Origin of the sequence: Devosia riboflavina (genome assembly GCF_000743575.1) — a bacterium.
Taxonomy (GTDB): domain Bacteria; phylum Pseudomonadota; class Alphaproteobacteria; order Rhizobiales; family Devosiaceae; genus Devosia; species Devosia riboflavina.
This window is the reverse complement of record NZ_JQGC01000006.1, coordinates 67,042-83,832: the sequence shown is the minus strand read 5'-3', so window position 1 is coordinate 83,832 and position 16,791 is coordinate 67,042. Positions and strand designations below refer to the sequence as shown.

The following is a 16,791-nucleotide window of genomic DNA, read 5'->3' as shown; positions in this document are numbered from 1 at the left end:
TCAGAACTCCAGTTCGATCGCCGGCGGAGGAGGCTTAGGACGCCCCAATCCCTTCGGCTTGTTTCCGAGATGGAACTGTCCGCAGTGCGGGCAGCGGTATGCTTGGAGGCCGTGCATCTTCAGGCGGTGCGCTGTTGCCTCGTGATAGGTCGCGTAGGCTTTCTTGCCTTCGCACTGGGTCAGTTGGGGCTTGAGCGCGGTCTTCATTCGAGCGGCCCCTTGGGTTTCTCACGCGGCTCGGTCGGAAGCCGCTCGTGCTTCCGGCTGATGCGGCGAAGCCAGAAAAGCCTCAGCCTGTGCAACAGCAGCACTGCCAGACGGCGTAAGCTGCCGGGCTCGGGTGATTGCGATGTCGTGCTCAAGTGCCCTCTCCTGACGGGCGATTTCGCTTTCGACCGCCTCTTGAAGTTTCACGTAAAGGTCAGCCCAGATCCGCTTGGGCTTGCGATAGCGGAGCGCCCAAAGCAGACGCTCGGGCAGCTTGTATTTCCGGGCGGCGCGCTGCCTTGCGGCTTCGACCGTATCGCCGGGACCGCGATGTTCGCGGCGAACCAGCCAGTCAGCCCAATGGGCGGCCTCATCGACGACGGTGTAGTCAGTCATCGGGGTTTGCTCCGGAAGCAAAGAATGTTTGCGCAAAGGTCAATCCGTTCTCGTTAGCGTCAAAGCCAACGAGAGAGATGGACGACGAAAGGCGTGAACGACGATGGATGAGCGCAGCAGCGAAGAGCTTCACTGGCAGCTGATGCGCGAAGGTATGAGGCCGGCAGCCGTTGGCGCGGCTAAGGCCTCGAATGATTTGGCGAGTGCCCCGGTTTACGGGGAGGAGGATCGCAAGCGGCGACACTCGCCTTCGGGCCGGAGGGACAGCCCGAAACTGAAACCCAGAGTGCGCCCCATCTGGGGGCTGCCTGGCTGGTTCATAATTGATGGCGGGAAAAGCTGACATCAGGTCAGGCCCCCAACAACGCCGAGCACGAAGGCAAATGCAAAGACGAGTGCGAACCCAGCAGAGCAGTTGCGAACAAAGCTATTGGTGTGGCGCGACCTCATATCGCCAGCTCCGCCATCGCTTTGAGGATTTCAGCCTTACGCTTGGGCTCGATGGCGATAAGACGCTGAGCAACCGTCTGCTTGTCCTTCGGGGACAGCACGCGGCCGGCGATGTTCATGCGGATGCAGTCGAGCAGCGGATCGGTGCCCGCGTACTGCATGACCGGATATTCCGTAGACATGCCGCTTCCGCCGATCATGCCGCGGGCGACGTTGTACCTGGCCCAGCCGTCGAGGATTTCATTCCCGATGCGGACGATCGGGTCCGACTTCGCGCCAGCGATGTCGTCATCGATCACAACCAGGTCTTGGCCGAGAACCCCGAAAGCTTCGCTGTATCGATGGCGGCGCACTGGCTCGGGCGGAGTGTGTTCCCACACTACGACGCCGGGCTCGGAGTATTTGGATGCCGGAGCGACAGAGGCCGAAACCTCCGCCGGCTTACCAGGCGCGTCAGCCTCAGCTGCGCGGTCATGTTCATGGGTCGCGGGTACGTCAGGAGCATCTACATTTTCGCCTCCTGGGTTGTGCTGGGTGGCAGCATTGCCGGTTCCATCCAAGCTGTGGTCAGCAGCGTCCAGGGCGACGTGACCAACTTCGTCGCCTGCCTCGTTCGCCGTTTCCGGCTGAATTGGTGCGACCTGACCCTCATGTGGGGCAAGGGAGGTCAGGTCGCTGCCAGCCGCTTTGGTCGGCTGGGGTTTCGGTGTGATGGCCGCGGCCTCGACGATGGCGAGGGCCGGATCAGCGCGCAGAGCGGCCAGAGGATCAGCCTTTGGCTTGGTCGGCGCGGCGCGCAGCTGAGCAGCGATCGAATTCAGGCGCTCGCGCTCACCGTCGTAAACTTCCTCATCCGGCGCAGGGACCATGCCCAGGGCGGACATGTAGAGCTCAAGGATAGCCTCCTGCTCCATGCGCTCGTTAGCGTCCTGTTTGCGGATGCCAACGACACGGCGGAGGATCTTGACGTCGAACCCGTTTCCGCGGGCTTCGCTGTAGATCGATTTTATATCTTCGGCGATTGCCTTCTTCTCTTCCTCGAGACGCTCAATGCGTTCGACGAAGGCGCGGATTTGATCCTGCGCTACGCTGTCCTCGACGGCCATTTACGCCACCTCAGAATTTTTGTGAGCAGTGCTTACATCGCCGTTTTTCACGATGACGATGGTCTGCGCGCGCCCTGCCATGCGACGGACAGCGCCGCGCTCAATGAGCTGCTGCACGACACGATGTGCGCCGCTGCGGCTACTCAGGCCGAGGCCGTGAGAGATTTCCTCGAAGGTCGGCGAATAGCCGCGATCGTCGATAAAGCCTTCGATAAAGGCCAGCGCGTTCGCCTGCTTCTTGCTCAGACCAACGGGGCCAGACGCTTCCACCGCCATGATGATCCTAGCCGTGTATTCGAGATCGTCTTCGATGTGCCGAAGCTCATCCATGAGGATGGCAGCACGATCGGCGATGTCTTCGGGGATATCGGATGGAAGGGTCATGCTGCGGCTCCCTCAATTTTGGATCGAACTGCTCGTCAAAAAGGGCGGGGTTGATTGGGCGCCCGACCCCATCTGGCCACGGCTCGCCATCGGGCCAGTTTTCTGAAAACCACCTCATCGCCCGCTCAAGCACCTCGACAGTTGGGCTGCGCAGGCCACTTGCGAATTCGTCCAGCCGATTGCCCTGCTTGAGGGCCATGGTGGAGACACGCTTGCGTCCGCGACCCGTGAGAAGGCCGTATGCATCTGCGACGGTGACGAGTTGAGTTCTCAGGTCCATGCCCGAATTGTATGCGGCAGTTGTGCCGCATCGTCAAGCACAAAATGCGGCACACGTGCCGCTAGTTTTCATAGAGGGGAGCGGCAAGAATGCCGCACATGACGACAGCCTATGAGCGCATCCGCGCCCGCATTGACGAACTGCACCCCGGAACTAGTGATCGCGCCGCATCTCTGGCTGCCACTGGAGGAAAGAACCCTGACCTCTTGCGAGCCATAAAGCAGGGGCGATCAGCATTCCCTCGAGGAGCAAACCTGCAGGGACTTGCCGACTATCTTCAGCAACCTGTGGAGTGGCTGACGTCAGACGCGGATGAAGTGGCCCAGCAACCAACCGAGCCTTCTGAGATCGTGCCGGCGCATCATCGTCCGCTGCTGCCAATCAAGGTCAACGGCAAGGTCGCAGCCGGCGTATTCAGGGAAGCCAACGAATTCGACCAGTCGGCACCAGAACGCGTCTGGGAGCCGCCTGACGAGAAATTCCCGAACGCCCGCCGTATGGCGTGGGACGTTGATGGAATCTCTATGAATGAGCTTCATCCCCGCCCCATCCTCCCCGGCGACCGCATCATCGGCGTTGCCTATGAGGATGTCGCTCACCAGGTGAGGATCAAGGATGGCTTGGTCGTTGTCGTCGAGCGCACCCGCGATGGAGGCCACACCCGCGAATGGTCAGTGAAGCAGATCGAACTCTATGAGGACAGGATCGAGTTTCACCCGCGCTCGTCGGACAAAAGCCTCATGCCTATCGTAGTGAAGCGCGACACCCAGGCCGACGATGGCGTGAGCGTCGAGATTATTGCTTTGGTAAGATCGGTGAGAAACGACTTACCGCTGTAGGGGGAAGCATGAGGGCACTGGCAACCGGTCTGATCGTAGTGATGGCCTCAGCGGCACCAGCCACCGCGTGGCAAACGCACAAGAGCACGTCTCTCTACACCTCGGACATTGGCGGCTTGGGTAAAGTGACTTTCAGGGCTGACAGCAACCCAGCGTTCGCGGTTCAGATGATTGCTTCCAACGACAGAACGTCTCTAATGATCCCGAGCGGGCAGGCTATTCGATCGATCAAACAGTTCATCGGGGCGAATTCCCTATTCGCTCAGACGCTGACGGTGAGCGAACCGGCCATCGAAGTTACGTTCAACCTTGCCGGATTGGAGACAGCGCTTGCGCCAGTTCGAGAAACGTGCGGCTGGTAGTCGGGACGGCTGATGAACTGGCGAAGATCGCAGCGCTGAGTTGACGACTTTGGACCTGAAATCCGCTTGGTTAAATTAACCGGCCTAGCGTAAATATCGGCAATGGCGATTCAGTATCATCCGGGCCAAGGTGCCGTCGTTATTGTTGACTTCGATCAGGGCTTCCGCACCCCGGAAATGATAAAACGCCGTCCAGCGTTGGTTATCTGTCCGCAGATTGCGACGAGGCCAGGTCTTTGCACGGTAGTTGCCCTCAGCACCACCGCCCCGAACGTGGTCATGCCATATCATGCAGAGATCGCGCTCCCGTTTGCACTGCCCGAGCCGTACGATTCCCCAACCATGTGGATCAAAGGCGATATGGTGAATACCGTCGGCTTTCACCGCATAGACTTGATCCGGCTAGGGAAAGACCGTTCCGGTAATCGGCAGTACCTAAAAGCACCCGTCGGCAAGGAACTTCTGCTGACCGCGCATCATTGTCTGCTCAATAGCCTTGGGCTTTCTTCCTTGACGAAAACCCCATGAAACATTATGTTTCACGCGTCAGCCGCTCTCCGAAAGGATCGGCATTAAGACCCCACCAGGGGCCACCATACACCGGAGTGAAAGCAAACTCTCGTATGGTGCTGTAAAAGGCCTCGCCTCGGCGGGGCCTTTGCTTTTCCGCCCCTTCGATATGGCTGAAGCATCGCGTGCCGGAGCCATACAGGGCCTGTAGAAGCGTCAGGACATTTCAGGCACTTCGCCGTGGGTGGCAAGGATCACCGGATCGTCGAAGTCGCCCGTATCGGCATCGCCGGTTCGTGAGAAGGCGATAACGCCATGGCGGCGCGGCGCGGCGGCCTCTGCCATCCGCAAGCAGTGCCGCTCGTCGGTCGCGATCTTCGGTTCGTCGGCGACGATCTTCTTCCCCATCTTCCGATAGGCCTGCACCACGTAGTGGGTAACTCGGCTGTTGTGGTCTATACGCGCGGTCTGCATCAGTGGCTCCTGGTCTTGTCTGGATCGAATGAACGCAGAGCCTGCTGAATCTGCGGAATGGCTTCGGGGTGGAGCTGGCACATGTGCAACTCGTCAGGATCACGATCTTCGCCAGGCACAGGCGGCCGGTTCATGATCGGGATCACTGTGAATTCTTCGTCGTCTGCGAATGGCCCGAAAGGCTCGATGCGGAAGCGATAGCTCGGGAACTGATCGCCTAAGAATTCGAGCAGCCGCGGCTCCGCCCATTCGACGGCTTTCCCCAGCATCGCCGGCGCTACGACGATGAACTCGCTCACATCATGCTGCGACATGGTCGTTCTCTATAGTCACCCCCACCAGCTCACCGATCAGGCTCTCGCAATGCCCGCAGGCAAAGGGCACCGGGTTGTGCTCTAGCCCCTCAATGAATTCGTCCACTGTCGTCGGCGCCCCTTCCATCCGCGGGATCTGGACGCGCCTTGTCGTGGGCCGCTGACAGTTGGCGCAGAGGCAATGGAGGACGAAAATGCGGGCCGGACGCGTTCCTTCAAACATCGTTTTGTTCCTGTTATGTTCTGGTTTGTATTGATTGCGCAGAGCAGGCGGCGAGTCGAGTCGGAATTTTAAGAGAATTTTCAGATACGGCACACGTGCCGCATTTTCCTGTTGACGCGGCACAAGTGCCGCATCATACTTCTACCCATCAGATCACCGAGGCGAGCGCCTCTAGGGAGATGGAAATGCAGGATTTGGCTGACCACCCGTTCAGTGCCGAGAATGTCGCGAGCGAGAGCGGTGCCCCTGATCGCTCCGAGCGGTCGTGGCTGAAGTTCGCCGACGAGTGCGAGCGCCTGTTCGGCCACTCCCTGGATGGAAACGACCCTGACGGCAAGGGTGATGGTTACTCGATCGACGAGGCGCATGAGCATTGGGAGCGCGGCACGAGCGCGCAGGGCTATGTCACCATGGCAGCCAGCCGCGAGCGCTATCGCATCCCCGCCTAACCCCCTTCCCCAACCTTAGGGACGGCGGGATGAGGACAATGCACCCGCCGATTTATTTCAATGACCACGAACGACTTGAATTTGGGCGACATCATCAGCGCCACCGTTGCCAAGCAGCTCGATGCGTCCTTCGTTGAGAAGGAAGTTGAGACGCGAGTTTCCAAACTCGTGGTCGAAGCCGTCGACCGGGCGCTACGCGGCTATTCCGAAACTGCCAAGCTGATCGAGAAGGCGGTTGAAGAGGCCCTGCGAGTGGAGCGGCTCGATCTTCCCTCGTACGGCACCGTCGTGGCTCACATGGTCAAGGCGCAGATTGAGGCCAATGTCAGCGAGCTTGTGGCAGGACGACTTGCCGAGGACGTCACAGAGCTTCTGAAGCTCGCGCCAAAGGAGATCAAGCTCTCAGAAATTGCCGAGGAGATGCTGAAGCCTCATCGCGATGACGGAAGCTACGGGTCGGTCATCACGGTTATTGTCGAGCAAAACGAATATGGTTCGACCTGGCTTTCGCTTGATGAAGAAACTCATCACGAAGGCGCGCGGGCCGAATACCAGTGCCAACACCGCATCCTGATCAGCAAGGACGGCACGATCAGTGGCGGCACCATCGATAACCGCGATCTCAAGAGCACCAAGCATATCGGCCGCACCTACGGGCTTGGTCAGAAGCTTCGGGCGTATTTCGCATGCGGAACCAAGATCATCCTCGATGAGGACGATGTGGTCACCAGCGTGGGTGACTACTGATGGCCGGCACTCCTGGACTTCGCACCCGCAGCGGCAATCGCCCCGGCTACACGCTCTATGGAAGCAGGAAGAAGCGGGTTGCTCCTCCTTTGACTGCTGAGCAGCAGGCCAGGTTCAACGCCAAGATGGATGCTGCTTGCGCGGCCCTCGAATCCGGCAAAGCAGAAGAGTTCTTCGCGGCTATCCGTGAGGGCAATGCCGCTCTTGATCGCAACGATGATCGCGAAGCCCGTAAAGCCGTCGAAGGCGATACCGACCTCAACCATGACAATCTGGAGGGATGAGATGGCTACGACCGTAGTTTTCGAAGGCCACCCATCAAAGATCGATGGCAATCCGTTCGATGTGGTGACGCCATTCGGAAAGGTGCAGACGATCTCGGTGGGCGACAGCTGCGAGGCTGAAGAGCTCTTCCGGGAGGCCTTGGGCGAAATCCTTGATGGGCCCCTTGATGCCCGACTGATGCAGTCCGTCGCACAAAAAGCGATCGATGCATACGACGCGCTCACGTCTGCCGCCTTCAAAGAGGCGAAGGCAGCTCAGGCTGGTGCAGCATGAACGCCGCAGCCAAGCCCCAGTCCCTCGCCCATGACGCTCTGGCCGTGATTACAGGCTTGGCGATGCTGGCGTTCTTCTATGGCCTGTTGGCTTGTGCTTTCTGGCTTCGCCATGGCTATCCCATCTGGGAGGCCTTCTGATGGGCAAGCGATATATCCAGCACTCCGACATGTGCGGCTGTGAGCGCTGCGCGCTCCAATACGAGCGCGAGCATCCCCAGCCTGTCTATGACGTCGTCGATGATCCTGATGTTCTCGATTGCGGGTGCGATGCCTTCCGTGGCTGCTCCTGCTGGGATTACGACCCCGCCGATGACGAACAGTATGGGGCGGACGAATGAGCACCCATCCCGTCCTAAGGCTCGTCGATTTCCTTGTGAACCGCCCCGGATGGATCTTTTGCGGCATGTACGTCGATCCGCCCCAACCTCCTCCTGGCTTCACCCTTGAAACCAGGCAAGACGGCTTCTTGGGCTTCGTTACCCACTATCGGTTTGTTCCGGAGGTGAAGGCAAATGGCTGAAACCAGCGCTATCGAATGGACGGATTCCACGTTCAACCCGTGGATCGGCTGCACCAAGATTAGCCCGGCTTGCGACCATTGCTATGCCGAGGCGCTGATGGATACGCGCCACCATCGTGTGAAGTGGGGCGGCGATCGTTCGCGGACCAGCGAAAGCAATTGGCAGCAGCCGCGCCGCTGGCAAAAGCAGGCTGAGGCGTTCTTTGCCGAGCACGGTCGGCGCCAGCGCGTGTTCTGCTCCAGCCTCGCCGATGTGTTCGATAATCAGGTGCCTACCGAGTGGCGTGATGACCTTTGGGCGCTTATCCGCGGAACGCCGGCGCTCGACTGGCTGCTGCTCACTAAGCGTCCGCAGAACATCGGCAAGATGCTTCCCAGCTTTTGGGACGACATAAAGTCTTCGGTCTGGCTTGGCACGACAGTCGAGGACCAGCAGCGAGCTGACTACAACATTAAGCACCTTACCCAGCACGATAGTGCCGTTCGGTTCCTTTCGATTGAGCCGATGCTTGGCCCTGTCGAGATGACAAAGCCGAACACGCTTGAAGGGCTGATGAACTGGGGCATGGGAATTGATTGGGTGATTGCTGGCGGCGAAAGCGGCCCGCAGGCACGCCCATCGCATCCCGACTGGTTCCGCAGCCTCCGCGACCAGTGCGCAGCCGCCGGCGTGCCGTTCCTGTTCAAGCAATGGGGCGAATGGGCGCCATCCTCACAGGTGCCCTCCGCTTGGTCGTCAGAAGAGCGCCGGCTAACAGAGGACGGTGACTGGACTGGAACAATGTCTCCAGTTCAGGCTTCGGAACCCAACACGATGAACCGGGTGGGGAAGAAGGCCGCCGGCCGCCGCCTCGATGGTGTCGAACACAATGGCTTTCCGCAGGTGAAGCCATGAAAGCCACCTACCCCATTGGCTCTGGTCGCCCTCTGTTCGATCTCCCTGTCGGAAAAGCCTTCGACATGTTCACTCAGCGTCTTGTCCCTATTCAACCTCCCACGCCTTCTGCTGGGGCTGATCGGAAGGAAGCAGCATGACCGACATCGAGCAGATGAAGGCGGCATCTATCCGCCGCATCAAGGGGCCGACGATCCTTCTCGGGTCGGGCACCTATTACGACTTCGAGGATCCAGAAAGCTCGCAGATCACCATTGAGGACATTGCCTATGGCTTGGCCTATACCGCGCGCTTTGCGGGGCAGACATTTAGCCCGCATCTCAACCGACGTGTGATGTATGTCGTCGCCGAGCATTGTGTCCGGGGAAGCTGGGCGGCCGAAGCAAGTGGCCGACCGGACCTGGCGCTGCAGTTCCTGATGCACGAGACCGGGGAGCCGGTTTGCGGAGACATGACTGGGCCGCTCAAGTCGCTGTGCCCGGAATATAAGACCATCGAGAAGCGCTGCGAGGCCGCAAACGCCGCCCGCTTCGGTATCGTGTTCACCGATCCGACGGAACTGAAGCTCATTGACCTTCGCATGCTGGCCACCGAGCGCCGCGACTTGATGCGCTGGGGCGGCGAGGAATGGGATTGGGTCAAGGGCGCGGAGCCCTACGATTTCAAGATCATCCCTTGGGGTCCAGACGAGGCGGCAGAGCGATTTCTGACGCGCTACTGGGAGTTGACCGCCAATGCGTAAACTGGCCGACCAAGAGCGCCAGCTATTGCGCTTCGTCTCTGAAGCCGGCGGATCATTCTGCCCAGGCTCCGATACCACCGCCCGCATTCCAAGGGACGGCCACAAGTCGCTCAAGCGTATGGCGAAGGACGGCTTCCTCACGATCGAGGACACCGACGACGGCCCTCGCTTTACCCTCACGTCTCAAGGGCAGGAGGAAGCAAATGGCTGACCGTCCGATGCTGTTCTCAGGCCCGATGGTCCGCGCGCTGCTGGCAGGGACGAAAACGCAGACGCGGCGCATCCTGAAGCCTCAGCCGGAGCAATTCCCCATCGATGACAAGGGGACGCTCTGCGAGGTCGGCGTGATCCATGTCGAAGGCGATGCCCTGCCCCGCATCCATCATGGTCGAGTGATCACTGCGCAGAAGCTGAAATGCGCCGTCGGTGATCGGCTTTGGGTCCGCGAGGCACATGCAATCCTTCCCCGCACCGCCTACCGCGGCAGCATCGGTGTTGGAACGATCGCCCAAATGGAGCATCCGACCGACGATTATTCGGCCGCGCTCTTCCGCGAAGGCTTTGACCGATCCGGCCGGCCATTGTGGCGCCCTTCGATACATATGCCCAGATGGGCCTCGCGCCTGACGCTCACCGTCACCGATGTGCGGGTCGAGCGGCTGCAGAGCGTCAGCGAGCAAGATGCGTGGGCCGAAGGCTGCGCAAAGGGCGAGCCAGATGACGTGGGCGGTTTCTTCCCTGCCGAGGAAGCGGACCCCAGCGGCATCGGATATCGCGGCTGGGACAACGCCCGCGATTGGTATGCAGACCTTTGGGACCACATCAACGGCGAAGGAGCATGGGAAGCCAACCCATGGGTTGCCGCTTACACCTTCACCGTCCACCAGGGGAACATCGATGCCCCGGCATAACTTCTCCGCCAAGGTCAAACGGCAGGCGCACGAGCGCTCCGGTGGACACTGCGAGGCCGTTGGCGAGGTCTATGGCCTTCCGCCCGGTCAGCGCTGCAATGCCGCTCTGGCGGGCAAGCGCGTCGAGATAGACCACTATCCAATTCCAGCGACGGACGAAGGCAGCGATGTCCTCGAAAATGCCGTTGCCTGCTGCACCAAATGCCATGGCCATAAGACCGCGACCTATGACGTGCCGATGCAGGCCAAGGGCAAGCGGGTCGCAACGCGCCATCTCGGCATTTCCCAGCCCGGCACACTGCCCGGCGCCCGCATCAAGTATTCCCGAGCTCGAGGCGTTTGGGTTGACCGCGCCACCGGCCAAATCGTGGAGGCTCCCCAGCAATGACAGACCTATCAGACCTTTTCGAGAGAGTGAGGAAGGCAGAGGGACCGGATCGAACCATTGACCTGCTGATCCTTGCACTCGTCGCCCAGGCAGGAGAATGGGGCACCGTGGACATCGAATATGCTCTCCGCGACATCGAGGGCACGACTGCTCCGCCTCACTTTACCGCCGCCATCGACGCCATCACTGCCTTGATCGAGAAGAAGCTTCCGGGGTGCATGAAGCGGGTCTTTGACAACCCAGACGATGGATCGGTGCGCGCTCAGATTGTCGCCATTTCTGGTCCGGCCGCGACAGCAGACCATGACACTTGGCCCCTCGCCCTCTGCCTCGCCCTTCTCCTCTCCCTTCAGGAGTCCTCCAAATGACGATATCGGATGAACGGCTGGGCGAACTTCAGCATATGGTAGGAACGCCGGCAGACGGCCTCTATGTCAGCCTGCCATCCAGCGACATTTCCGCCGTCCTCACCGAACTCCAATCCCTCCGCGCTATCCCTCGGGGTGTGGTGAAGGTGAAGGGGCTGGAGTGGGAACAAGGTGAAGCCTCAAGCATTTTGGGCTTGTTTTCCCTCCATCACTATGAGGCTCCGGCCCCTAAATGGTCGGTTCGCCTCAATGGCACAGCGCTTCAAATTTATGGGGACACTGAGAAGTCCGCGCAGTCTCTTGCCCAAGATTATCACGACGACCGCATTCTCTCCACCATCGAGCAGGAACAAGAACCGGTGGCGTGGCGCTGGAAATGGGGGCCGACCGGAGATTGGTGTCTTGGCCTCAAGCGTCCAGATGTTGAACACCCCGCCAGCCCATACTACGGCAAACTGTCCGCCCTTGATCCCCTTTTCCCCTCCCCTTCAGTCTGTGAGGGGAAGGTGACGGAGGAGATGGTGGAGCGAGCGCTTGCGCGAAAAAGAGGCAAAGACCTCAACACTCTGACAAACAGCGCGGCCATGCGGGAAATCCTCATCGCCGCCCTCTCACAGGAGGGCGTGTAATGGCCACGGAAAACACCGAACCACTCTTCGGGCACAACAACCCTATGCACATCCAGAAAGCAGTGTGGGACGGCCACCGGTCGGTGCGCTTCGCTTCCGGCGAGGGACTGGCAACTGTAGCCTATTCCTACAAGCTCTCTCATGAGGAGATGCATCAGGCAGCCGAGCGCATCGCCATAATCTGGAACCTCATGGAAGGGTTAAGCACGGACGCTTTGCGGGCTGCCTTAGCCGAACGGGAGCCCACCCATGGATAAGCCTGTAGCCAATATGGTGCTGGTGCCAGAAAGCGCGTTGAAATGGCTAATGGGGGAAGGCCCCGACGCCAACGGGCATTGGTTTGGCGATGCGCCTGACGATGCCCCGGCCGCGCGAGCTTTCTGGTGGCGCGTAAAGTTCCGCGAACTGATCTCTGCCGCTCAACCCTCCCTGGAAGGGGAAGTGGGGGAGATGGTGAAATTGCTCGCCCGCCGCAACGGCGAAGAGTTCGATGGTGAGATTCACCTTTCGTCGTTCGAGGGCGTCCGTATTGCCGCCCTCCTCACCTCTCTCTCCGCCGATAATGCACGGCTGAGAGAAGAGCTGGACGCGCAGATAGCTGGGAACCGGCTGACGGCAAAGCAATCGACCGAAACCCTGATCCGCGCAAACACGGCCACCGCCGCCCTACAGGAGGGCGCACAATGATCCGCCAATTCCTCGATCTTTCCAGCACTCATGTCGGCAACGCCACTCACAGATGGCTCTCCGACCAGGCGGCACTGAACTTCGATGCCGGGGGCGCGTACTGGCACGTCGCCCAGCACAATCACGGCTGGTGGTGCCGTGTGCCGGTCGACTATGCCCCTTCGGACTTCCCGCCCGACCTTTTGCTGGTGTGCGACCGAGCGCGCACGCTCGGCGCCGAATACATCCTGTTCGACCACGACGCCGAACAGATACCCGATTTGCCGATTTACGGCTCCTAATGCCCGGTGGCAATATACGCGGACCACCAAGCCCAGGCGCTTATGCCAACCACGAAGGAGGGGCCACTTTGACAGACTACCCACGCGCACCGAACCGGATGACCCCCGAGCAATTCTCGGCCGCGCTCAATCAGAACAAGCTGACGCTGCGCGAGTTCTGCCGCCTAACAGGCACGGGCGTTAAGACGGCCGAGCGCTGGCTGGCAGACGAAAAGGACATCCCCAATTGGGTGCCGGTCACCCTGGCGCTCTTCACCCTGCCGGGCGCACTGCCGATGGCAAGCGCGGTGGCGCAGAAGTTTGCGAAGGAGGAAAGCAATGGCTGAAACCGATGGCGAGGATCACCCGTTCCGACACCTCACTGACGCCGAGGCGGGCGCCGTGCTGGCAGGGCTAGCCCTTCTGGCTGAGGCATCTAGTCTGAGCGGGCCGGTGGCTGCCCTTGCAACCAGTAACGGAGCACACCCCGCACTGACTTCAGCACAGGTTCGCGACCTTGCCGACCGTTTGAGCTGCGACCCTTTCGACAACGAAGGTGTGCTATGACTGCGATCTCGATCGGCAAGACCGATGCCGCCACGTCTATCGCCCTTCCCCTCCGCTTCGCCAACCGCCATGGCCTGATCACTGGCGCCACCGGCACCGGCAAGACGGTGACGCTGCAGCGCATGGCCGAGGAGTTCTCGGCGGCCGGCGTGCCGGTGTTCGCAGCGGACGTTAAAGGCGACCTCTCGGGCATCGCCACGGCCGCCCCGGTCACCTTCTGGGACGTGTTCGGCCGCAAAGGCCACCCGATCCGCGCCAGCGTGCAGGAGATGGGCCCGGTTCTCCTCGCCCGAATGCTCAGCCTCAACGATACCCAGGCGGGAACGCTGGCAATCGCGCTGAAGCGCGCCGAGGATCAATCCGATTTCCTCCTGTCGCTGGACGATCTGCGCTGGCAATTGCAGGACATGCAGGACGACCGCGAAACCGTGTGCCAGGTCTACGGGAACATCACCGCGTCCTCCATCGCCACCATCCAGCGCAATATCCTCACGCTTGAGCAACAGGGCGGCGCGCGGCTCTTCGGCGAGCCGCCGTTTAAGATTTCCGACTTCATTCGAGAGGTCGATGGCAAGGGGGTGGTCAACCTCCTACACGCCGACGACCTCATGGAAGCCCCGAAGCTCTACGGCTCGCTCATCTTCTGGCTGCTGACGGAATTGTTCCGGCGGCTGCCGGAGGCCGGTGACCTCGATAAGCCCAAGCTCGTCTTCTTCTTCGACGAAGCCCATCTACTCTTTAAGGACGCGCCCAAGCACCTGCTCGAGTCCATCGAGCGCATTGTTCGCCTGGTGCGATCGCGCGGCGTTGGCGTCTACTTCGTCACCCAGTCGCCGGCCGACGTGCCGGACAATGTCCTTGCCCAGCTCGGTAACCGCGTCCAGCACGCGCTGCGCGCCTACACGCCGAAGGAGCAGCGTTTTGTAAAGGCGGCGGCCCGTGCGTTCCGCCCGAACAAGGCAATCAATGTGGAAGAGGCCGTGCTGTCCATGGGCGTCGGCGAAGCACTGGTGTCCACGCTTGTGGACGACGGCGTGCCGATGCCGGTTGAGCGCATCAAGGTCGCCAAGCCGAGTGGCCAGCTTGGGCCGCTATCCGACCTTGAGCGCGATGAAGCCATAGCCAATTCGCCTTTCCGCGCCAAGTACCCGTCGGTGACCGAAGGAGCGCGCTACATCTGGGAATTCCAGAACCGCCAGCGTGCGGCGCGTGGCCTCAGCCCCCTCCCCGAGACGGAAGTACGCGAGCGCGCGCCCATGTCGATGGACGATGTGTTGGCGCCGTTGACGACGCTTCAAGCTGCCCGCGGTTCGCACCACCTAAGAACCCTGATGACCGGTCTCGCCTTGATTGCAGCAGCGGGCGCCCTATCACTTATGGCAGGTATCCTATGACGACTGAGCTTGGCCCCTGGCTGCCCATCTTCTACGAGAGTTCGTCGCCTGAACTGTGGCTGGGCTTTGCAATATCGGACTGGGTAGCGATCGGCTCTGGTCTGGCCGGTGCAGTTATCGGCGCGGTAGTCGGCGGCGCGATCTCGGCCAAGCTGCAAAACAATGCCGCTAAGGACGCCGCAAAGCAAGCGGAGGCGGATCGAACCGCTATCGCTCGGGCAAATGCGATCAAACTGATGATGCGTGCTTCAATTATGCTCAATGACGTGAAGTCGACAGTCGATGCGATCCACAATCAGCTCGATAAGGCCAATCAGCACCGGCTTACGGGCGCGCCACTTTGGGCAAGAATTGCTGGCGTCGTTGGCGGGTCCCGGTTGCAGCCGTTAGAGATTGACGAGCTACTCCCATTCATCGATGCCAGGAAATATGACCTGGTGTCGAAGTATGTCGAACTGACAATGCAACACGAAGTGCTCAACGACAGCGTTGACCTATACAACAAGTTGCGGGCCAACCTGAAAGACATGCTTTCAGCGACATCGGCCGACGGCACCTTGCTCTACACGCCGGCCACTCCCGAAACAGAGGCTAAAATTCGGCCGCATACTGTGGAGATGGAAAGCCTTATCCAGCAGATTAAGCCTCGCGCTGAGGCAATGCTGAAGGCGGCAATCGACCTAAATTCCCAGATTGGGCCCGCAGGCCGGGAGATGTTCGGTCCAAGCTTCCCTGGGGTCGACGTCAGCGACGTTGCGGCCCACTAAGACTCCCGCTGGTATCGATCAAGCATAGCCTGCCAGAACACCCAGTACGGGTCTTCACCTTGAGCACGAGCGGTTTCTGCCGCCGCACGTGCCTCGTCAAGCTCGCCGGCTGGAGGCTCAGCAGGCACCTCCACCCAGCGTTTATGACGATGGTGGCCCAGGAGTTGAATGGAGCGCGTTCGATTGGGAAGAATGGAAATCGCTCCGCGCTCGACGAGCTGCTGGACTATGCGATGAACAACGCTCTTGCTCGCATAACCTAGACCAGCACCGATCTCTTCGTAGCTCGGCGCGACACCCGTCTCGAAGATAGTCTCTTGGATGAATGCCAGCACGCGCTGCTGGCCCCTCGTCAAACCCGCCATTGCCCCTACCAAACCGCCAACCCGGCCTGATTTAGGGTAGTCGCAATGCGACCAGCCGCAAAGTCTTTGTGACGCTTGAATGTGGCGAGCGGCCAGTTGCACCGCTGGCAGAGCGCCACTTCCGGCACACCATGATGCTTGGCCATCACCCACGCCACCAGGCTTTTGCGGGCTCGCTCGTATTCGGTGACATCTCCATTCAACCAGGCCGGATGCTGGACGCCCGCATGATCCGTCCAGCCAAGCAGAACCGTGTCCGCACGCTGGATGTCGATACCGCTGGGGCGCCGCCGGCGGCGTACGGCATCGCTGCCGCTGGTCTCCGCCTGCTCGATCCAGTCGCCCCATTCCCGATAATAGCTTGGCCAGGCCGCCTTGCTGGCCTTATGGCCAACGCGGCCCATGCTGTAGCGATAGACCTCATAGGCTTCGACCAGCGCAGCCTTGACGAGCTTAGGTGTCCAAAGAGGCTCTTTCCCGCCGGCACGGTCAGGAAGGTCAGTCACGTCCTCTCGTCGGATCAGCAGAGCCGCAGATTTCATGGCGATTCGTATTTCCTCAAAGGACCTTGGAGAACATATTTAGCGCGAAGGATGAATTATTCGAATTGGTCGGCCGGCACAATTTCGTCATACCGATCCCGGGGCATCGACGCGCACAACATGATGCGCCTGCAGTATTCTTCGGGGGACAAGTCGTGCTGCGCGGCGCGGGCCGCGATATGGGCCCTTTCCCGTTCCCTAAACGGCACCTGAAGGCTGACTTCCCTGCTCTTCAAACCACGGCCGCGGAAGCCCCACTTCGTCCACATGCTGCGCACGGTCTCCGAAGTGGTCCCCTCGCCCAGCACTTCGGCTATGGCCACCGACGAGTACCCTCGGCCGGTGAGAAAGCCGAGCATCCCCGCCCAGGCGTTCGTCCGGGTCTCAGTGTAGGCATTGCCGCCACGATTGCGGCTGGTACGACGAATGCTCAGCATCGGCCGCTTATCTCCTCG

32 protein-coding genes and 1 pseudogene are annotated in these 16,791 nt (G+C 60.4%); 23 read left to right on the top strand and 10 right to left on the bottom strand.

What is annotated here, in order from left to right:
• The 4 genes and pseudogenes from JP75_RS07675 to JP75_RS07655 all read right to left on the bottom strand — a co-directional run bounded on the left by JP75_RS07675 (position 1) and on the right by JP75_RS07655 (position 2,543).
• The gene (locus tag JP75_RS07675; RefSeq protein WP_035081239.1) at positions 1-207 is read right to left on the bottom strand and encodes a hypothetical protein; all 207 of its coding nucleotides are present in this window, start codon (positions 205-207) and stop codon (positions 1-3) included.
• Between the two features lie 21 nt (positions 208-228).
• Positions 229-603, bottom strand: a complete 375-nt coding sequence (locus JP75_RS25195; RefSeq protein ID WP_051960477.1) for a hypothetical protein — start codon at positions 601-603, stop codon at positions 229-231.
• Positions 604-1,898: 1,295 nt separating this feature from the next.
• A pseudogene (locus tag JP75_RS26970) lies at positions 1,899-2,159 on the bottom strand (DUF2312 domain-containing protein); the annotation flags it as partial.
• Complete coding sequence (locus tag JP75_RS07655; protein WP_051960476.1) at positions 2,160-2,543, bottom strand: LexA family protein; 384 nt, start codon at positions 2,541-2,543, stop codon at positions 2,160-2,162. It abuts the pseudogene before it with no gap.
• Between the two features lie 378 nt (positions 2,544-2,921).
• On the opposite strand from JP75_RS07655, the gene JP75_RS07645 reads away from it, so the two are divergent.
• The 3 genes from JP75_RS07645 (at position 2,922) to JP75_RS07635 (ending at position 4,552) form a co-directional block, all read left to right on the top strand.
• Positions 2,922-3,662, top strand: coding sequence for a LexA family transcriptional regulator (locus JP75_RS07645; protein WP_035081885.1), 741 nt, complete (start codon positions 2,922-2,924; stop codon positions 3,660-3,662).
• Positions 3,663-3,670: 8 nt separating this feature from the next.
• Positions 3,671-4,024 (top strand): type VI secretion system-associated protein TagO, encoded by a 354-nt coding sequence (locus JP75_RS07640; RefSeq protein WP_035081232.1) that lies wholly within the window; start codon positions 3,671-3,673, stop codon positions 4,022-4,024.
• A gap of 102 nt (positions 4,025-4,126) precedes the next feature.
• Positions 4,127-4,552, top strand: coding sequence for a type II toxin-antitoxin system PemK/MazF family toxin (locus JP75_RS07635; RefSeq protein ID WP_035081229.1), 426 nt, complete (start codon positions 4,127-4,129; stop codon positions 4,550-4,552).
• A 198-nt stretch (positions 4,553-4,750) separates the two neighbouring features.
• Here the strand turns inward: JP75_RS07635 and JP75_RS07630 are convergent, their stop codons facing one another.
• Genes JP75_RS07630 through JP75_RS07620 form a run of 3 tightly spaced genes read right to left on the bottom strand, consistent with a single transcriptional unit; the run spans position 4,751 to position 5,668 of the window.
• Positions 4,751-5,008 carry a hypothetical protein gene (locus JP75_RS07630; RefSeq protein ID WP_035081224.1) on the bottom strand — a complete coding sequence of 86 codons (258 nt, stop codon included), beginning with the start codon at positions 5,006-5,008 and terminating at the stop codon, positions 4,751-4,753.
• On the bottom strand, positions 5,008-5,322 hold the full coding sequence (locus JP75_RS07625) for a hypothetical protein (protein WP_051960475.1): 315 nt from the start codon (positions 5,320-5,322) through the stop codon (positions 5,008-5,010). Before JP75_RS07625 ends, JP75_RS07630 begins: the two co-directional genes overlap by 1 nt.
• On the bottom strand, positions 5,309-5,668 hold the full coding sequence (locus tag JP75_RS07620; protein ID WP_152565763.1) for a hypothetical protein: 360 nt from the start codon (positions 5,666-5,668) through the stop codon (positions 5,309-5,311). Before JP75_RS07620 ends, JP75_RS07625 begins: the two co-directional genes overlap by 14 nt.
• A 62-nt stretch (positions 5,669-5,730) precedes the next feature.
• Here JP75_RS07620 and JP75_RS07615 point away from each other — a divergent pair, with 62 nt between their 5' ends.
• The 20 genes from JP75_RS07615 to JP75_RS07520 all read left to right on the top strand — a co-directional run bounded on the left by JP75_RS07615 (position 5,731) and on the right by JP75_RS07520 (position 15,429).
• Positions 5,731-5,994 (top strand): hypothetical protein, encoded by a 264-nt coding sequence (locus JP75_RS07615; protein ID WP_035081219.1) that lies wholly within the window; start codon positions 5,731-5,733, stop codon positions 5,992-5,994.
• Between the two features lie 81 nt (positions 5,995-6,075).
• A complete protein-coding gene (locus JP75_RS07610; RefSeq protein ID WP_152565762.1) occupies positions 6,076-6,741 on the top strand; it encodes a hypothetical protein in 666 nt (221 codons plus the stop codon).
• A complete protein-coding gene (locus tag JP75_RS07605; protein WP_035081214.1) occupies positions 6,741-7,025 on the top strand; it encodes a hypothetical protein in 285 nt (94 codons plus the stop codon). The genes JP75_RS07610 and JP75_RS07605 overlap by 1 nt, the downstream gene beginning before the upstream one ends.
• 1 nt (position 7,026) lies before the next feature.
• Positions 7,027-7,299, top strand: a complete 273-nt coding sequence (locus tag JP75_RS07600) for a hypothetical protein (RefSeq protein ID WP_035081209.1) — start codon at positions 7,027-7,029, stop codon at positions 7,297-7,299.
• Positions 7,296-7,439, top strand: a complete 144-nt coding sequence (locus JP75_RS26505; RefSeq protein WP_160194658.1) for a hypothetical protein — start codon at positions 7,296-7,298, stop codon at positions 7,437-7,439. Before JP75_RS07600 ends, JP75_RS26505 begins: the two co-directional genes overlap by 4 nt.
• Complete coding sequence (locus JP75_RS07595) at positions 7,439-7,639, top strand: hypothetical protein (protein WP_035081206.1); 201 nt, start codon at positions 7,439-7,441, stop codon at positions 7,637-7,639. The genes JP75_RS26505 and JP75_RS07595 overlap by 1 nt, the downstream gene beginning before the upstream one ends.
• Positions 7,640-7,813: 174 nt before the next feature.
• On the top strand, positions 7,814-8,716 hold the full coding sequence (locus JP75_RS07585) for a phage Gp37/Gp68 family protein (RefSeq protein ID WP_035081200.1): 903 nt from the start codon (positions 7,814-7,816) through the stop codon (positions 8,714-8,716).
• A gap of 136 nt (positions 8,717-8,852) precedes the next feature.
• Positions 8,853-9,458 (top strand): hypothetical protein, encoded by a 606-nt coding sequence (locus tag JP75_RS07580; protein WP_051960474.1) that lies wholly within the window; start codon positions 8,853-8,855, stop codon positions 9,456-9,458.
• Positions 9,451-9,669, top strand: a complete 219-nt coding sequence (locus tag JP75_RS07575) for a hypothetical protein (protein WP_035081198.1) — start codon at positions 9,451-9,453, stop codon at positions 9,667-9,669. Before JP75_RS07580 ends, JP75_RS07575 begins: the two co-directional genes overlap by 8 nt.
• A complete protein-coding gene (locus JP75_RS07570; protein ID WP_035081196.1) occupies positions 9,662-10,369 on the top strand; it encodes a hypothetical protein in 708 nt (235 codons plus the stop codon). Before JP75_RS07575 ends, JP75_RS07570 begins: the two co-directional genes overlap by 8 nt.
• Positions 10,356-10,757: an HNH endonuclease gene (locus JP75_RS07565; protein WP_051960473.1), complete on the top strand. Its 402-nt coding sequence runs from the start codon at positions 10,356-10,358 to the stop codon at positions 10,755-10,757. Before JP75_RS07570 ends, JP75_RS07565 begins: the two co-directional genes overlap by 14 nt.
• Complete coding sequence (locus JP75_RS07560) at positions 10,754-11,125, top strand: hypothetical protein (RefSeq protein ID WP_035081193.1); 372 nt, start codon at positions 10,754-10,756, stop codon at positions 11,123-11,125. Before JP75_RS07565 ends, JP75_RS07560 begins: the two co-directional genes overlap by 4 nt.
• Positions 11,122-11,754, top strand: a complete 633-nt coding sequence (locus JP75_RS07555) for a hypothetical protein (RefSeq protein ID WP_035081191.1) — start codon at positions 11,122-11,124, stop codon at positions 11,752-11,754. Before JP75_RS07560 ends, JP75_RS07555 begins: the two co-directional genes overlap by 4 nt.
• On the top strand, positions 11,754-12,011 hold the full coding sequence (locus JP75_RS07550; protein ID WP_035081188.1) for a hypothetical protein: 258 nt from the start codon (positions 11,754-11,756) through the stop codon (positions 12,009-12,011). Before JP75_RS07555 ends, JP75_RS07550 begins: the two co-directional genes overlap by 1 nt.
• Positions 12,004-12,441, top strand: coding sequence for a hypothetical protein (locus JP75_RS07545; RefSeq protein ID WP_152565760.1), 438 nt, complete (start codon positions 12,004-12,006; stop codon positions 12,439-12,441). The genes JP75_RS07550 and JP75_RS07545 overlap by 8 nt, the downstream gene beginning before the upstream one ends.
• On the top strand, positions 12,438-12,722 hold the full coding sequence (locus JP75_RS07540) for a DUF5983 family protein (protein ID WP_035081182.1): 285 nt from the start codon (positions 12,438-12,440) through the stop codon (positions 12,720-12,722). Before JP75_RS07545 ends, JP75_RS07540 begins: the two co-directional genes overlap by 4 nt.
• Before the next feature lie 68 nt (positions 12,723-12,790).
• Positions 12,791-13,048: a hypothetical protein gene (locus JP75_RS07535; protein WP_152565759.1), complete on the top strand. Its 258-nt coding sequence runs from the start codon at positions 12,791-12,793 to the stop codon at positions 13,046-13,048.
• Entirely contained in the window at positions 13,041-13,268 is a 228-nt protein-coding gene (locus tag JP75_RS07530; protein ID WP_035081176.1) for a hypothetical protein, read from the top strand. The genes JP75_RS07535 and JP75_RS07530 overlap by 8 nt, the downstream gene beginning before the upstream one ends.
• Complete coding sequence (locus JP75_RS07525) at positions 13,265-14,662, top strand: helicase HerA-like domain-containing protein (protein WP_051960472.1); 1,398 nt, start codon at positions 13,265-13,267, stop codon at positions 14,660-14,662. The genes JP75_RS07530 and JP75_RS07525 overlap by 4 nt, the downstream gene beginning before the upstream one ends.
• The gene (locus tag JP75_RS07520) at positions 14,659-15,429 is read left to right on the top strand and encodes a hypothetical protein (protein WP_035081173.1); all 771 of its coding nucleotides are present in this window, start codon (positions 14,659-14,661) and stop codon (positions 15,427-15,429) included. Before JP75_RS07525 ends, JP75_RS07520 begins: the two co-directional genes overlap by 4 nt.
• Here the strand turns inward: JP75_RS07520 and JP75_RS26500 are convergent.
• Genes JP75_RS26500 through JP75_RS07505 form a run of 3 tightly spaced genes read right to left on the bottom strand, consistent with a single transcriptional unit; the run spans position 15,426 to position 16,773 of the window.
• The gene (locus JP75_RS26500; RefSeq protein ID WP_051960471.1) at positions 15,426-15,794 is read right to left on the bottom strand and encodes a LexA family protein; all 369 of its coding nucleotides are present in this window, start codon (positions 15,792-15,794) and stop codon (positions 15,426-15,428) included. The two genes, JP75_RS07520 and JP75_RS26500, sit on opposite strands and share 4 nt — an antisense overlap.
• Positions 15,795-15,799: 5 nt before the next feature.
• A complete protein-coding gene (locus tag JP75_RS26495; RefSeq protein ID WP_035081171.1) occupies positions 15,800-16,336 on the bottom strand; it encodes a hypothetical protein in 537 nt (178 codons plus the stop codon).
• Between the two features lie 56 nt (positions 16,337-16,392).
• Positions 16,393-16,773, bottom strand: a complete 381-nt coding sequence (locus tag JP75_RS07505; RefSeq protein WP_035081168.1) for a hypothetical protein — start codon at positions 16,771-16,773, stop codon at positions 16,393-16,395.
• Positions 16,774-16,791 lie beyond the last annotated feature (18 nt).

Excerpts from the sequence above, each read along its gene's own strand:
- JP75_RS07655 (WP_051960476.1), bottom strand. The coding sequence starts at position 2,543 with ATGACCCTTCCATCCGATATCCCCGAAGACATCGCCGATCGTGCTGCC.
- JP75_RS07530 (WP_035081176.1), top strand. The coding sequence starts at position 13,041 with ATGGCTGAAACCGATGGCGAGGATCACCCGTTCCGACACCTCACTGAC.
- JP75_RS07640 (WP_035081232.1), top strand. The coding sequence starts at position 3,671 with ATGAGGGCACTGGCAACCGGTCTGATCGTAGTGATGGCCTCAGCGGCA.
- JP75_RS26495 (WP_035081171.1), bottom strand. The coding sequence starts at position 16,336 with ATGAAATCTGCGGCTCTGCTGATCCGACGAGAGGACGTGACTGACCTT.
- JP75_RS07560 (WP_035081193.1), top strand. The coding sequence starts at position 10,754 with ATGACAGACCTATCAGACCTTTTCGAGAGAGTGAGGAAGGCAGAGGGA.
- JP75_RS07520 (WP_035081173.1), top strand. The coding sequence starts at position 14,659 with ATGACGACTGAGCTTGGCCCCTGGCTGCCCATCTTCTACGAGAGTTCG.
- JP75_RS07675 (WP_035081239.1), bottom strand. The coding sequence starts at position 207 with ATGAAGACCGCGCTCAAGCCCCAACTGACCCAGTGCGAAGGCAAGAAA.
- JP75_RS07615 (WP_035081219.1), top strand. The coding sequence starts at position 5,731 with ATGCAGGATTTGGCTGACCACCCGTTCAGTGCCGAGAATGTCGCGAGC.
- JP75_RS07555 (WP_035081191.1), top strand. The coding sequence starts at position 11,122 with ATGACGATATCGGATGAACGGCTGGGCGAACTTCAGCATATGGTAGGA.
- JP75_RS07585 (WP_035081200.1), top strand. The coding sequence starts at position 7,814 with ATGGCTGAAACCAGCGCTATCGAATGGACGGATTCCACGTTCAACCCG.
- JP75_RS07600 (WP_035081209.1), top strand. The coding sequence starts at position 7,027 with ATGGCTACGACCGTAGTTTTCGAAGGCCACCCATCAAAGATCGATGGC.
- JP75_RS07625 (WP_051960475.1), bottom strand. The coding sequence starts at position 5,322 with ATGTCGCAGCATGATGTGAGCGAGTTCATCGTCGTAGCGCCGGCGATG.
- JP75_RS25195 (WP_051960477.1), bottom strand. The coding sequence starts at position 603 with ATGACTGACTACACCGTCGTCGATGAGGCCGCCCATTGGGCTGACTGG.
- JP75_RS07505 (WP_035081168.1), bottom strand. The coding sequence starts at position 16,773 with ATGCTGAGCATTCGTCGTACCAGCCGCAATCGTGGCGGCAATGCCTAC.
- JP75_RS26505 (WP_160194658.1), top strand. The coding sequence starts at position 7,296 with ATGAACGCCGCAGCCAAGCCCCAGTCCCTCGCCCATGACGCTCTGGCC.
- JP75_RS07630 (WP_035081224.1), bottom strand. The coding sequence starts at position 5,008 with ATGCAGACCGCGCGTATAGACCACAACAGCCGAGTTACCCACTACGTG.
- JP75_RS07580 (WP_051960474.1), top strand. The coding sequence starts at position 8,853 with ATGACCGACATCGAGCAGATGAAGGCGGCATCTATCCGCCGCATCAAG.
- JP75_RS07635 (WP_035081229.1), top strand. The coding sequence starts at position 4,127 with ATGGCGATTCAGTATCATCCGGGCCAAGGTGCCGTCGTTATTGTTGAC.
- JP75_RS07570 (WP_035081196.1), top strand. The coding sequence starts at position 9,662 with ATGGCTGACCGTCCGATGCTGTTCTCAGGCCCGATGGTCCGCGCGCTG.
- JP75_RS07525 (WP_051960472.1), top strand. The coding sequence starts at position 13,265 with ATGACTGCGATCTCGATCGGCAAGACCGATGCCGCCACGTCTATCGCC.
- JP75_RS07540 (WP_035081182.1), top strand. The coding sequence starts at position 12,438 with ATGATCCGCCAATTCCTCGATCTTTCCAGCACTCATGTCGGCAACGCC.
- JP75_RS07645 (WP_035081885.1), top strand. The coding sequence starts at position 2,922 with ATGACGACAGCCTATGAGCGCATCCGCGCCCGCATTGACGAACTGCAC.
- JP75_RS07565 (WP_051960473.1), top strand. The coding sequence starts at position 10,356 with ATGCCCCGGCATAACTTCTCCGCCAAGGTCAAACGGCAGGCGCACGAG.
- JP75_RS07550 (WP_035081188.1), top strand. The coding sequence starts at position 11,754 with ATGGCCACGGAAAACACCGAACCACTCTTCGGGCACAACAACCCTATG.
- JP75_RS07605 (WP_035081214.1), top strand. The coding sequence starts at position 6,741 with ATGGCCGGCACTCCTGGACTTCGCACCCGCAGCGGCAATCGCCCCGGC.
- JP75_RS07545 (WP_152565760.1), top strand. The coding sequence starts at position 12,004 with ATGGATAAGCCTGTAGCCAATATGGTGCTGGTGCCAGAAAGCGCGTTG.
- JP75_RS07575 (WP_035081198.1), top strand. The coding sequence starts at position 9,451 with ATGCGTAAACTGGCCGACCAAGAGCGCCAGCTATTGCGCTTCGTCTCT.
- JP75_RS07595 (WP_035081206.1), top strand. The coding sequence starts at position 7,439 with ATGGGCAAGCGATATATCCAGCACTCCGACATGTGCGGCTGTGAGCGC.
- JP75_RS26500 (WP_051960471.1), bottom strand. The coding sequence starts at position 15,794 with ATGGCGGGTTTGACGAGGGGCCAGCAGCGCGTGCTGGCATTCATCCAA.